The organism is Paenibacillus sp. PDC88 (assembly GCF_900106725.1).
Lineage (GTDB): Bacteria > Bacillota > Bacilli > Paenibacillales > Paenibacillaceae > Paenibacillus > Paenibacillus shunpengii.
In genome coordinates, this window is record NZ_FNNT01000008.1 from 84,302 (window position 1) to 97,516 (window position 13,215).

A 13,215-nucleotide genomic window follows, 5' to 3' on the forward strand; every position below is an offset into this window, starting at 1 on the left:
ATTTTCACTTGCTATTTTTGATACGTATCGCTATCATTTTTGTTGCATGAAAAAATAACTTGATTTTTAAAGGTTTTAGGCTTATTTTAAATAGTTTTGCAACCGAATGACATAAGCTGTCGTTTTAATGAATAGGAATTGAATTACACCCTCTTTTTAGCACGTTATGCGAAGGTGGATGTATACAGCTGGATGGATAAGGAGCCCATAGCGAACTTGTACGTTTCAGGGGAAGAATGGGCCATAAATATAGAGCGGACTAATAGGATGAAATCGATTCAGTTGTTATGAAGATTTACTTATTATAACCTGATAATATTGACTTTGGTTCCTTCTATAGAAGTTGAAACAATATCGGAGGGGTAAGCGCATGAGCAGCATTCCTAAGATTGTCATCCTTGGCGCAGGCTACGGGGGTATATTGACCGCGCAGCGACTTCAAAAGGAACTGAATTATAACGAAGCAGACGTTACACTCGTAAATCGGCATGACTACCATTATATTACGACACATCTTCATATGCCGGCCGCAGGGACGGACTCGATTGAGCATGCAAGAGTGCCTATTTCCAAATTGATTGATGAATTCAAGATTGATCTTGTGAAATCGGCTGTCAAAGATATTAGGCCGCATGAGAAAAAAGTAATATTGGAAGATGGTACCTTGTCATACGATGTCTTAGTTATTGGTCTCGGAGGTGAACCGGAGACATTCGGAATTCCCGGGATGAGAGAGCACGCTTTGACGATTCGCAGCATTAATTCAGTAAGGCTGATTCGGGAGCATATTGAATATCAATTTGCATGCTATAAAAATGACAGCAAGGCCAGCAGGATGAATTTTGTAGTGGGCGGTGCGGGCTTTAGCGGGGTAGAGTTTGTATCTGAGCTTGCTGACCGTCTTCCACGCCTGTGTAAGGAGTTTGATGTCGATCCAGGGGTTGTACACCTCTATAATGTTGAGGCAGCCCCAACGGCCCTTCCAGGCTTTGATAAAGAGCTGGTCGAATATGCGATGAAAGTGCTGAAGAACAAGGGAGTATCGCTGCGTATAGGTGTTCCTATTAAAGAATGTCTGCCTGAGGGTGTTATTATCGGAGACGGGGAACACATTGAAGCTTCCACGGTCGTATGGACCGGGGGCATCAGGGGCAACAGGCTGGTGGAGCAGGCTGGCTTTGAGGTCACACGAGGACGTGTAGCCGTTGATGAATATTTGCGGGCGCCGGGCTTCGATAACATATTCATCATTGGAGACAGCTCTCTCATTATGAGTGCAGAGGGTCGTCCTTACCCGCCTACAGCGCAGATGGCGATGCAGCAAGGGGTCAATTGTGCTAAGAACATTTCTTTGCTGATCCGTGGCAAATCGCTGGAAAAATTCAGATTTAATCATAAAGGAACGGTAGCTTCACTTGGCAAGGGCGAAGCAATCGCTGTTGTGAACGGGAAGAAATGGAAAGGCTGGAAGGCTGCTCAGCTCAAAAAAGCAGTAGATATCAGATACTTATATAAGATCGGCGGAATCCCGCTCGTCATCCAAAAAGGAAGGTTCTTTTAACTTATGAGACATTGCAGTGTTCAAGTACGCGGGCTGCTCACTAGAGATGAACTCAATCGGTATAATGCACTGATGGAAGTAGGCAGCTATTTGGAAGAACAAGACCGCTATGATCTATCTTATATTGTTCAGAAGGAAGTTGACATTCTTATTCTGCCGGCTATCGAGCGATTGAAGGAGAAGAGCAGGGACCGGGACCGTGCAACGGCAGAGTTCCTGGAGTCACTGAAAAGGCTCGAAGAGGAAGATGAGGATTAAAGCATTGTTACCCAAAAAAGAGGATGTGCTGCAGGTTGATCCGCAGTACATCCTCTTTGTGTAAGCTTACAGCTTCAGCATTGCTTCAAATGACTCCTGTGTCAGAAGGCTTCCTACATAGAAGGAACCAAATTCCCCGTAACGTGCGCTGACTTCATCAAAACGCATTTCATAGACCAGCTTCTTGAATTGAAGAGCATCGTCCGAGAACAACGTTACTCCCCACTCCCAGTCATCGAAGCCGACAGAGCCCGTAATGATTTGCTTTACTTTGCCCGCATAGCTGCGGCCGATCATACCGTGACTTCTCATCATGGATTTGCGCTCGTCCATCGGCAGCATGTACCAGTTGTCACTGAGATCGCGTTTTTTGTTCATTGGATAGAAGCAAATGTATTGATTCTTCGGAAGTACCGGCTTCAGACGTGCAACAATCTGTGGATTCTGCATCGGATCTTCATCTTTGCCCAGATAGTTGCTAAGCTCAACTACGCTGACATAAGAATAGGATTTCGTCGTAAATTGGGCAAACGTTGTTTTGTTAAATGCATTCTCGATCGCATTCAGATCCTCCAGCGTTTCACGCAGATGCATCATGACAAAGTCCGCTTTTTGACCTACTACAGTATATACGGTAGAGCTTCCTTTGCCGGATTCCTCATCCGCTGCCCAGGCATTAAGAAATTCCTGTAATTCATCTGTGGCAACCGCACGGGTCTCATCGTCAGCAGCACGCCATGCCGCCCAGTTGATCGATCTGAAATCATGAAGGGCATACCAGCCCTCGAGAGTTAAAGCCGCTTCGCTCATCTGTTTATCACTCCTGATTGGAATATTTATTGTAAAAGAATTTTTCATTTGTTGTGAATCAATGTCATAATCCCTTTTATGACATTGATTCTGGTGCATACAGCTTTATTGTATCAAAGCGTAAAGCGGCTGGGCAAATGAAGATCTCATTAAGTGCACCGTTTTAACAAAATGCTCATAATTTGAACAATTGGGCGAAAGCCTGTTCATTTCATTTTTTGAGAACGGTAACACCTGTATTTTTGGAGGCGATCTCATTGCCTGTACCTCTCATTTGAGTTAAACTAATGATTATCTATTATGGGTTTGCATACATGAACTGGCAGAAAGAGGGGGAAGGTGAACGGATGCAGATTTTACCTGTGCTTGTTCTCATGGTTTTATTTTTTGTCATGATGTTTGGGATCGGTTTCATTTTAAATATGCTGATGAAGACAACGTGGTTTCCTTCTTATTTGTTTGTCATCGTGCTGATTCCTGTTGTGATCTTCAGTATGTGGGATCAGGCAAGCATGAGCCTAGGGGCACATCTCGGTACATATCGGCTAGTGGATTATTTAACAGGGATTGCTGGACTTGTAGGTGCCGTGATGAGCGGATGGACCATTAAGAAGCTGAGACTTGGTGGATATCGAATGTTTTAGTAATTAACTGGATACTTATTGAAGGACGCCTCTTTCTGGATGAAGAAAGGGGCTCTTTTGTCATATCAGGGGTTCACTTTTCATAGAGTGATAGAGTACAATAGTAAACCGTGGCTTTCAAAATAGAAGAATGGTCGATTAATGTCGTATAAGATGAAATAGCGGAAAGATTAAGCAGGGAAATTGGCTATTTTTGAAGATTTAAGCGGCCGCCTTTTATGATAGAATAGAGAAACATTATTATTCGGAAGAAGGAGAAATGAGCGATGCGCATGAAGAACATGCTGCACTTTACCGAGAATCATCGATACTGCGTTTTCCGCGAGTTTGGACTTAGCAGCCTGGACGAACGGATGCTCAGCTCCGCATATCAGCCCATGGCGGGGGCCTTTGCGATCAGCTTGTACAGGCTGTTATTCCAGCATGTCAGAGCAGATCAAATCGGCTACTCCACAATGGAGCAGCAGCGCAAGCTGTTCCTGGCGCTGGGACTTGAACCCAGTGATAAAGGACGCAAGTATTTGATGGAGCAAACCTCCAAGCTTGAAGCCGTAGGGCTGCTTCAGACTTCCCGAGTTTATATACCTGAGACAGATGAATATACCTATGAGTATGAGCTGTATCCTCCCTTGTCTCCCGGTGAATTTTTCCGGACCCAGCATCTGACGCTGCTGCTGAGAGATAAGATTGGCAAGTTCGCAGTCCTTGCACTGAGATCGCAGATTTGGACTGAAGATGCTGAGGAAGCAGGATTACCATCAGCGAACAAGGAGAATATCTCTGTCCCGTTTTACGATATATTTGAGCTGAATACGCATGTCATTGATTATGAGCTTGAGCAGGCATTATCCGAAATGTCGAGTGCTAGATCTGAAGCAAGTATGCCGGCTGTGCCTGAGAATGACCAGCTGAACTATGCGGATATTATTTTGCGCTTCCCGCGTGAATCTGCCAATCGGCGTTATGTCGAGCAGCTCCGATTTGAACCGGATCAGCTTGGCCTTGTGAATTATGTTGTGCACAAATATGACCTGGGGATTCAGGATGTGTGCCGATTGCTAGATGAGGACGACGTATTTAACACCCGTGGGGAGATTATACTGGATCGTCTGCAGGAGCTGGCCAGCAGCATGTTCAGGCAAGGGAAGAAGCGGAAAGAAGAGAGATCCATCCATGCGGCTAAGGTGGTTAGCATGCGCCAGGCACTTGAGAGCAAGCAGCCAGACGAGCCTCCAGTCGAGCATGGGGTAGAGATGGAATATTATTTGGAAGTACCTCCTCAATTCTCTTCTAAATGTGATATACATCAGTACAATATGATGCTGCGTAACGAACCCTATTTGCGTTTACTGCAAACCTTTTTCCCAGGTTCGGTTCCCGACAATCTTATTGACATATTCGAAAAGGTAGACCTCAGCTATAAGCTTCCGGGCGAAGTCATTAATGTATTGATTCATTATCTAATGACCTTGCTGGTGTCCGGGAGTGAACAGCGTATTAATCGTAATTTTGTGGAAGCCATTGCTTCCAATATGCTGCTTAAGCAGGTCAATACTTATGAAAAAGCAGTACAGTATATTCGTGACCAGTCGAAGGTCAAAGGCAGCAAGGATAAAACGAACGAGAAGGCTCAACGACCTGGGCGCACGAGAGGCTATGCATCACAGCAGGCAAAACTTAAGCCGGACATTCCTATTGTTCAAGATACAGGAGACGGGGCTTCGGTTACTGAAGAGGAGCTTGAAGAGATGATTCGTTTTGCCGAGGAAATGCAGGCGAAGAAATCACTCCGTTAACCAAGAAATGAATTTCAGCATATATATTCTAAATCAAGAAAGGAGGGCATTAACCAAGGATGGGACCGCTAGGACAAATATTACAGCAGATGAATCCGTCGTTTCGTCAACAGTCTCATGCCATTGCGGACAAGCTGAAGGCTGATCCTTCCGTTCGCCGGTTCTTGGAAGAGAACCCTGAGGTCGATGACACCCGGTTTATGCTCTCATTATCCAAGTTTTTTCAGTATGCCAAAGACAGCAGTAATTGTGCGAACTGCCCAGGTCTTGCGAATTGTCCGAATGACTTCGAAGGACATTATTCGAAATTGTCCGTGGAGCATTTTAACGGAGAGCCTGAAATTATAGATAAAAAAACCCCCTGCAACCTGCAGCTTGCAGCGATGCACAAGAAAAAGGTCAAGGAGCGGATTCAGAGCTTCTATGTGGATGAACGTGCTCTGAGCGAGGGGTATAATGTTGCCGAAATTTTAAGAAAAGATCTGCAGCGGGCCCCTGCCGTGAACCAGGTGTTCCGTTACGTCAATGAAGCGAAGCAGAACGGGCTTTCACCGCATGGATTGTATCTCGAAGGCTCTTTTGGAACAGGAAAGACATTCCTTATGGGATATTTGCTGCATGAGCTGGCGCTTGAAGGGTTCACTGGCGTCATTGTGTATATGCCTGACTTTGTAGAGGATCTGAAATCCATGTTTCAAGATGGGCAGAAGCTGAAGGAAACGACAGAAATGCTTAAGAACTGCGATCTGCTCATATTTGATGACATCGGTGCAGAGAACTTAAGCCCTTGGGTACGAGATCATGTACTGGGTTCAATTCTGAACTATCGGATGAACCGCAAGCCGACGTTCTATACTTCAAATTATAATCTGGACAGCCTGGAACAGCATCTGAGCTTTACGAGCAAGGACGGGGAAGAACGGCATAAGGGGCAACGCTTAATGGACCGAATTCGTCCTTTTGTAGACGTGGTTCCTGTACGTGGAGACAATCAGCGTGGAAAACAACGGTAACGTTATGGAGCTGATGAAATCATAAATATCGGGCACAATAAACAAAGCCTGATCATCCCGTCACAGCGGGCGAATCAGACTTTGGCTTGGGTCATGCGGCTTTCTACTTGAAAGCCTACGCCATCAGGAACTTAATGATCACCATTCCAAAAAAGATAACGGTCATCAGCACGAACATGCCGACGAATCCGCCAATGAGATCGAAGAGATCGTTACGCGGTTCTTCGTTCACATGGGACCTTGGATCGTACGGTCTCACAATGTTTGGTTCCATGATGCTGCCCTCCTCTGTTTACGTACTAAAACAATATAAGTATACCCACTATAGGAAGTACTTGTAAAGATTTCGTGAATACGGAAACATTTGTAAAGAATTCGCAAAATATATGCATATGCATGTATTTCCTTACGGGAGTCGTTGTGCTATAATGAACTCAATCGTTTACCAGAACGATATGAAGTTTAATAATAACTACGCAGTATATATAAGGAGGACATAATTCATGGCTATTGTTAATGTATCCGATCAATCCTTTAACACTGAGGTTGAAGGCACAGGTACGGTTCTTGTAGATTTCTGGGCGCCTTGGTGCGGTCCTTGTAAAATGCTTGCTCCTATTCTGGAAGAGCTTGCTGGTGAAGTAGGCGATGATGTAAAGATCGCTAAAGTAAATGTGGATGAGAACCCTGAATCGGCTTCCCGTTTCGGTGTAATGAGCATTCCTACACTGATCCTGTTCAAAGACGGTCAGCCTGTTGATAAAGTGGTTGGTTTGAACTCTAAGGAAAACCTGAAAAATCTGATTTCCAAGCACTAATCGGCTTAAGAAATGAAGATGATAACGCCTCCGGCATTGCAGCCTGGGGCGTTTTTTCATGGTTTTTGCGGTTTGGACGAAGAATACAGGATAGGATAGCACTTGATCGTACGAAGAAAGAAGTTATACTATAACATAGGGAACATGCATTCGTTGTTTGATCCCTTTTTCAGACCTTTTTACTTTTTAAGACTTCCATTTACCGTTTATATATAGATCTAATAATACAGTTTGTCAGGGAGGGGGAACGAAGGAAGATGGAATCACATCTGAGCCATATTCATGAACAGGAGAAGGCGCTGGAGCAGATCAGACACAAGCTGGCGCTGCTGCCCGATCTGCCTGGCTGTTATCTGATGAAGAATGATCAGGGGAAGATCATCTACGTCGGGAAAGCGAAGGTGCTGAAGAATCGGGTGCGCTCCTATTTTACGGGAAGCCATAACGGGAAGACGCAGCGGCTTGTTGCGGATATCCGTGATTTTGAATACATCGTTACGAGCAGTAACAAAGAGGCGCTTCTGCTGGAGCTGAATCTAATCAAGAAGCATCAGCCGCGTTACAATGTACTGCTTAAGGATGACAAGACCTTTCCCTATTTGAAAATAACGAATGAGCGACATCCGAAGCTGGAGGTCACTCGCCGGGTGCTGAAGGACAAGGCAAAGTATTTCGGTCCATATCCGAATTCCTATGCAGCCCATCAGACGAAGAAGCTGCTTGACCGAATGTATCCGCTGCGTAAATGCGGAGTTATGCCGAAGGAAGTATGCTTGTACTATCATATGGGTCAATGCTTGGCACCTTGTGTCAAAGAGATTGGCAAAGAGACCTATGAAGGGATTAGCACAGAGATTGCTTCCTTCCTAAGCGGAGGTCACGAGGAGATCAAGAAGGATCTCCAGAAGAAGATGGAGGAGGCGGCAGAGGATCTATACTTTGAACGGGCTAAGGAGCTGCGCGATCAGATCATTGCGATCGATGCCCTGATGGAGAAGCAGAAGATCACGACCGCCGATACCAAGGACCGGGATGTCTTCGGCTTTGCGATAGATAAAGGCTGGATGAGTGTACAGATTCTTTATATACGCCAGGGCAAGATGATTGAGCGTCATTCCACCTCGTTTCCTTTTTACGGAGATGCGTATGCGGACTTTATATCTTTTGTAACCCAGTATTACAGCGATAATCCGGCCTTGCCGAAGGAAATACTTCTCCCTATGCTGCCTGAGGAAGAGAACATGCAGCTTCAGCAGACTCAGGAAGCAGACGAAGCGCATGAGCAGGCACAAGCTTATAGTTTAGAGGAGAATGAGCAGGAGGAGGAGACCGTTCCAATTCCTGACGAGACGGCATCAGGTGATCATGAGTCGAGCGGAATTGATGATCCCGTCAGTGCAGCAGGACTGCTTCAAGAATGGCTGGATATCAAAGTTCTCATTCCGAAGCGGGGCTTGAAGCGTCAAATGGTCTCCATGGCCACGGAGAATGCGAAGGTATCTCTCGATGAGAAATTCCGTTTGATTGAGCGGACAGAGGAGCGCACTTCAAAGGCCGCGCAGCGTTTGGGAGAAGCGCTTGGACTATCCTCTCTTCGCCGTATTGAAGCCTTCGATAACTCCAATATTCAAGGAGCAAATCCAGTATCTGCGATGGTCGTATTTATTGACGGTAAGGCAGAGAAAAAAGAGTATCGCAAGTACAAGATTCGATCTGTTAAAGGGCCGGATGATTATGAAACGATGCGTGAAGTCATTCGCCGCAGGTATGAGCGTGTGCTCAAAGAGAATTTGACCCAGCCCGATCTGATCATCGTCGATGGGGGGCGTGGTCAGATATCCTCAGCGCTGGATGTTCTTCACAATGAACTGGGGTTGTATATTCCCGTGTGCGGGCTCGTGAAGGATGCGAAGCATAAAACGTCGCAGCTTATGATTGGAGATACGTTCGAAGTTATTCAGCTGCCTCGGGACAGTCAGGAGTTCTACCTGCTTCAGCGAATTCAGGAGGAGGTTCACCGCTTCGCCATCACATTTCACCGCGAGCAGCGCGGCAAATCGATGGTTGTATCCCGTCTGGATGCCATACCGGGTATTGGCGAGAAACGACGCAAGATGCTGCTTAAGCATTTCGGATCTCTGCGCAAAATTAAAGAGGCCAGCATTGAAGACTTCCGGCCTCTATCCATTGGCGATAAGCTCGCCCAAACTATTATTGACTCTCTTCAGGATGAGGAGCCGTAAATATCGGCTTCTCTTTTTTTGTTCCCAAATGAAAACGGTAGATGACGTAACCCACGATGGCAGGAAGCACCATCCAGAATACTCCGGCAGCTACATTTACGGCATCCTGCATGGCGAGCAAGCTGATACCCATGAGAATGCTGTTAAAGATGACATGGCTGAATACAGCAGTGACGAAGCCATATTTGATCATAATGAAGCTGAATACAAGGCCGATAATCGTGAGTTCAATCGGTCTTGTGATGACAGGATAGATCGGATACAGCGTATGACCGAATGCCCAGATGAGAGACGTAATCACTGCGGCCAAGACCGTGCTTCGTACCATCTTCTTGAAGATTCGGATACCGAACAAACGGTAAACGGCTTCTTCCCCAATGCCGGCCATCCAGGCAAGAATAGGCATAAGCCACGGATAGACCATGTTATAAGGGGACTGGCTGGCATCTGTTGTAGACCATACGCCGAGTCCTTTTTCAAGCACGAAGAAGATGACGGACTGCAATCCAAGTAGTATAAATGCCCATAGGTAACCCGAATACATGCTGTGAAGCACATAGCGGCCATATCCAGGCTCCTTGGCCCGTCCCCATAGATTGTAGCCGTCTTTCCGCCAGAGCCCGTTCCCAGCAACCAGAGAGAAGTATACAAGAGCGGTCATCGCCAGTGTAAATAACGTTTGGATTCCAAACAAGATGACAAGCATAAGGGTAGAATAACCTTCCGCCTGGAATGTTGGCAGCAAGTTGATCGTACCAATCATGGAGAACAGGAAATACAGAATGGATAACCAGATTCCTCTTTTGAATGAGGTATAGGCTCTTGTCAGTACACTGTACACGATAGCGAGTACACCAAGCAGCAAGGTGAATAATCCATAGCCTGCAAGCGTCATTAGGTTGGCTCTGGACGTTTCCTTCTCTACATATGCTGTGTGATCGGCAGGTACAGAGAACTCGGGTTCGAATGATCGAATATCGTCATTTTCAAAAGTGAAATGAAGCTTCAGCGTACTTTCTCCGAGCTCCTTACTGTGATCTGCATAGACCAGACCGGGATCTGCTTCGGTCGTTTCAAGCTCTAGTGCGCTTACGTCATAGCCCAATTCGGATAGAACAGGGACAGCAAGACTCACTTTATCTTCCAGTGAAATTCCGCCTTCGGATAACCGAAGCAATGCGGCTCTTCCTTCCGATTCAGGCACCAGTTCATTCGTCGTATAATCGGAATCAGGCAATTCCCGGATATAGGATACAGGCTTCGCGGTATTCATGTGAATATCTACATTTAGATAGCCTCCTGAGTCTTGATCGGGGAGTCTTACCCGATATACATCATACGGATATTGTTGCTCAAATTCTTTGTCGTACTGCTCAAGCAGCTTCTGATTAGCCAGATAGCCGTATAATTCGGAACGTGACTGGTATGTAACTAATACATCCTCAAACATAATTTTATCGTTTAGCCCGAGTTCACGCTCGGCATATTGAACCGCAGCTTGGTATGCTTCCTCTTTGCTGATTACCTTTGCTGTCTGCTGTTCAGTAGATTGCATTGACGTTCCCGGCAATATCTGGAAAATAAAAAACAAGATCAGGCCGATGGCCGCGAGCACCCCGAGCAAGCTGTAGTTCGGTTTGAGCACTAAAGGCTGCCCTGGTCGATTCAATGTCATTCCTCCATTCTTACTTGAGATTGTTCAGCTTACAGTAAAGATAGCATATGCCGCTGTCTCAAAGCCAATGAATAGAGCAAATCCTTGAGAAAGCGGTTTACAAGCATGAAAATGTCCAATAATGTTTCATAATATGTTGACTTTAAAGAAGTATATTCATTTTTGCACTTTTTTAGTGAAATTAAGATGTTTTTGATTTTGTCACGCTTTCCTGAAAGTCTTATAATCGTGGTTGAACTTCAAATGAGAAGCAATTAACCGAATCCTAAAGTGAAAACAGGGGAACCAATACAATAGTGCCTGGACTTTAAGGGCAGGTTGGTTCTTTTTTGATGATAGGAATATAAAACGAGGTGAACCCGTGCTTAACGAGCAGCACCGTCTTTTTAAATTGAATCCACCGCAGATTTTGGTGCTTGGCTTTGCCGGCATTATCCTGATGGGCACCCTTCTCTTAATGCTGCCTGTATCGAGCGTGAACGGAGTAAGTGTAGGGTTCATTGATGCGCTGTTTACAGCGACATCGGCTACATGTGTGACCGGACTTGTCATACTGGACACCGGATATGACTTTTCTGTATTTGGCCAAGTCGTCATTATGTTTTTGATCCAAATCGGCGGTCTGGGATTTATGACCATGGCCACCTTGATTGCCATCGTATTCAGGCGGCGGATTTCGCTGCGGGAAAGACTGATCCTGCAGGAAGCGTTCAACCAGAGTTCGATTGAAGGCATTGTTAAGCTGGTCCGTAAAGTATTGTTCTACTCATTGACGATTGAAGCAGTAGGGGCTGTTTTGTTTGCGCTTAGATGGTCTTTTGATATGAGTATCGGCAAGGCAGTATATTTTGGCGTATTCCACGCAATATCCTTGTTTAACAACGCAGGCTTTGATATCTTTGGTGAGTATCGGAGTCTGACGCTGTATGTGGATGACCCGTTCATCAACATCATCGCGATGGTATTGATTGTTTCAGGTGGTCTTGGCTTCGTCGTTCTCTCCGATGTACTGGAGCTTCGAAAAAGAAAAAAACGCATCCTGTCACTGCATTCCAAAGTAGTATTGTCGATCACAGGCTTTCTGATTGTCTTCGGTGCTATCGTTATATTTATCTTGGAATTTAGCAACGCGAAGACTTTGGTCGGACTGGATGCCGGAGGAAAAGTACTAGCTTCCTTTTTTCAGTCTGTCACATCGAGGACGGCAGGCGCGAATTCGCTTGATATCGCGGGCTTACGCCAGGCAACCCAGTTTTTTATCATTCTGCTGATGTTTATCGGGGCTTCTCCGGGATCGACTGGGGGCGGGATCAAGACTACGACATTTGCCATTCTTGTCGGTGCCGTGCTATCCATGGTACGAGGCCGGGATGATGTCGTCATATTCCGCTACCGTTTGGCTCAGGAACGAATTATTAAGGCCCTGACCATTACAATGATTTCGCTGCTCCTGGTGGTGGGTGTAACAATGATTTTATCGACTACGGAAGATGCACGCTTTCTTATGATCTTGTTTGAGACAACATCGGCATTTGCAACGGTAGGGCTGTCCATGGGGCTTACACCTGAGCTGACGACCATTGGCAAGCTGCTGATCTGCCTGACGATGTTTGCAGGTCGTCTTGGGCCGATAACGCTCGCTTATGCGCTCAATCGAAAGAGCAAGGAATTGTATAGACATCCAGAAGGCAAGATTATTATTGGCTAAAGAGGAGATTTGAGACTAACGTTATGAAAAATCAGCAATTTGTTGTTGTTGGGCTCGGCCGCTTCGGTTCCAGTCTGGCAATGGAACTCGTAGAGAATGGTTATGAAGTCCTGGGTATAGACCGCAATGAGGAGATCGTTAATGACATGAGTGAGTTCCTGACTCATGCGGTCGTCGCGGACGCTTCGGATGAGGATACGCTTCGTTCACTGGGCATCCGCAATTTCGACTGCGGCATCGTGGCGATTGGCGACGATATTCAGATGAGTATTTTGTCGGCCATCCTGCTGAAGGAGCTCGGTGTGAAAAAGGTCATTGCCAAAGCCATCTCGCTGCTGCATGGCAGGGCGCTGGAGAAGCTGGGCGTGGACCGGATTGTCTATCCGGAGAGAGATATGGGCAAACGGGTTGCACACCAGCTTGTCACGCCGAATCTGCTCGATTATATTGACCTGTCTGACAATTACAGCATTGTCGAAATGACAGTTCCGAGATGTCTGGATGGCAAGACGCTCTCCGAGCTGAATTCGAGAGCCAGATACAATTGCAGCATCGTTGCTCTTCAGAAGAATGAGGGCATCATTATTGCACCAACTGCACTCGATCATGTGCACACTGGAGATATCATGATTATTATCGGGACCAATGACAACATTGAGCGTTTTGACGAAGAAGTCATCAGCCAATAA

Annotated in this window: 12 protein-coding genes; 9 read left to right on the forward strand and 3 right to left on the reverse strand. The window is 46.0% G+C overall.

The features are described from left to right. Positions 1-370 precede the first annotated feature (370 nt). A complete protein-coding gene (locus tag BLW49_RS21680; protein ID WP_076315036.1) occupies positions 371-1,561 on the forward strand; it encodes an NAD(P)/FAD-dependent oxidoreductase in 1,191 nt (396 codons plus the stop codon). A 3-nt stretch (positions 1,562-1,564) separates the two neighbouring features. After that, the gene (locus tag BLW49_RS21685; RefSeq protein ID WP_076315037.1) at positions 1,565-1,819 is read left to right on the forward strand and encodes a hypothetical protein; all 255 of its coding nucleotides are present in this window, start codon (positions 1,565-1,567) and stop codon (positions 1,817-1,819) included. 66 nt (positions 1,820-1,885) lie between these two features. Here the strand turns inward: BLW49_RS21685 and hemQ are convergent, their stop codons facing one another. Beyond that, a complete protein-coding gene (gene hemQ / locus BLW49_RS21690; RefSeq protein WP_076315038.1) occupies positions 1,886-2,629 on the reverse strand; it encodes a hydrogen peroxide-dependent heme synthase in 744 nt (247 codons plus the stop codon). A 314-nt stretch (positions 2,630-2,943) separates the two neighbouring features. Between hemQ and BLW49_RS21695 the strand changes: the two genes are divergently transcribed. The 3 genes from BLW49_RS21695 (at position 2,944) to dnaI (ending at position 6,082) form a co-directional block, all read left to right on the forward strand. After that, on the forward strand, positions 2,944-3,273 hold the full coding sequence (locus BLW49_RS21695; protein WP_371264608.1) for a YuiB family protein: 330 nt from the start codon (positions 2,944-2,946) through the stop codon (positions 3,271-3,273). 266 nt (positions 3,274-3,539) lie between these two features. Beyond that, positions 3,540-5,069, forward strand: a complete 1,530-nt coding sequence (locus tag BLW49_RS21700) for a replication initiation and membrane attachment family protein (RefSeq protein ID WP_076315039.1) — start codon at positions 3,540-3,542, stop codon at positions 5,067-5,069. Between the two features lie 59 nt (positions 5,070-5,128). Then, complete coding sequence (gene dnaI, locus BLW49_RS21705) at positions 5,129-6,082, forward strand: primosomal protein DnaI (RefSeq protein WP_076315040.1); 954 nt, start codon at positions 5,129-5,131, stop codon at positions 6,080-6,082. A 115-nt stretch (positions 6,083-6,197) separates the two neighbouring features. Here the strand turns inward: dnaI and BLW49_RS21710 are convergent, their stop codons facing one another. After that, entirely contained in the window at positions 6,198-6,356 is a 159-nt protein-coding gene (locus BLW49_RS21710) for a YqzM family protein (RefSeq protein WP_090726846.1), read from the reverse strand. 229 nt (positions 6,357-6,585) lie between these two features. Between BLW49_RS21710 and trxA the strand changes: the two genes are divergently transcribed. Next, complete coding sequence (gene trxA, locus BLW49_RS21715) at positions 6,586-6,900, forward strand: thioredoxin (protein WP_047913576.1); 315 nt, start codon at positions 6,586-6,588, stop codon at positions 6,898-6,900. A 257-nt stretch (positions 6,901-7,157) separates the two neighbouring features. Further along, positions 7,158-9,143 (forward strand): excinuclease ABC subunit UvrC, encoded by a 1,986-nt coding sequence (uvrC, locus tag BLW49_RS21720; RefSeq protein WP_090726848.1) that lies wholly within the window; start codon positions 7,158-7,160, stop codon positions 9,141-9,143. Here uvrC and BLW49_RS21725 read toward each other — a convergent pair. Next, the gene (locus BLW49_RS21725; protein ID WP_090726850.1) at positions 9,112-10,812 is read right to left on the reverse strand and encodes a CPBP family intramembrane glutamic endopeptidase; all 1,701 of its coding nucleotides are present in this window, start codon (positions 10,810-10,812) and stop codon (positions 9,112-9,114) included. The genes uvrC and BLW49_RS21725 overlap by 32 nt on opposite strands. Positions 10,813-11,179: 367 nt before the next feature. Here BLW49_RS21725 and BLW49_RS21730 point away from each other — a divergent pair, with 367 nt between their 5' ends. Next, positions 11,180-12,526: a TrkH family potassium uptake protein gene (locus tag BLW49_RS21730; RefSeq protein ID WP_076315043.1), complete on the forward strand. Its 1,347-nt coding sequence runs from the start codon at positions 11,180-11,182 to the stop codon at positions 12,524-12,526. 23 nt (positions 12,527-12,549) lie between these two features. Next, complete coding sequence (locus BLW49_RS21735; protein ID WP_076315044.1) at positions 12,550-13,215, forward strand: potassium channel family protein; 666 nt, start codon at positions 12,550-12,552, stop codon at positions 13,213-13,215.

Coding starts and splice junctions, on each gene's coding strand:
- hemQ (WP_076315038.1), bottom strand. CDS start 2,629: ATGAGCGAAGCGGCTTTAACTCTCGAGGGCTGGTATGCCCTTCATGAT.
- dnaI (WP_076315040.1), top strand. CDS start 5,129: ATGGGACCGCTAGGACAAATATTACAGCAGATGAATCCGTCGTTTCGT.
- BLW49_RS21680 (WP_076315036.1), top strand. CDS start 371: ATGAGCAGCATTCCTAAGATTGTCATCCTTGGCGCAGGCTACGGGGGT.
- BLW49_RS21710 (WP_090726846.1), bottom strand. CDS start 6,356: ATGGAACCAAACATTGTGAGACCGTACGATCCAAGGTCCCATGTGAAC.
- trxA (WP_047913576.1), top strand. CDS start 6,586: ATGGCTATTGTTAATGTATCCGATCAATCCTTTAACACTGAGGTTGAA.
- BLW49_RS21700 (WP_076315039.1), top strand. CDS start 3,540: ATGCGCATGAAGAACATGCTGCACTTTACCGAGAATCATCGATACTGC.
- BLW49_RS21695 (WP_371264608.1), top strand. CDS start 2,944: ATGAACTGGCAGAAAGAGGGGGAAGGTGAACGGATGCAGATTTTACCT.
- BLW49_RS21685 (WP_076315037.1), top strand. CDS start 1,565: ATGAGACATTGCAGTGTTCAAGTACGCGGGCTGCTCACTAGAGATGAA.
- uvrC (WP_090726848.1), top strand. CDS start 7,158: ATGGAATCACATCTGAGCCATATTCATGAACAGGAGAAGGCGCTGGAG.
- BLW49_RS21735 (WP_076315044.1), top strand. CDS start 12,550: ATGAAAAATCAGCAATTTGTTGTTGTTGGGCTCGGCCGCTTCGGTTCC.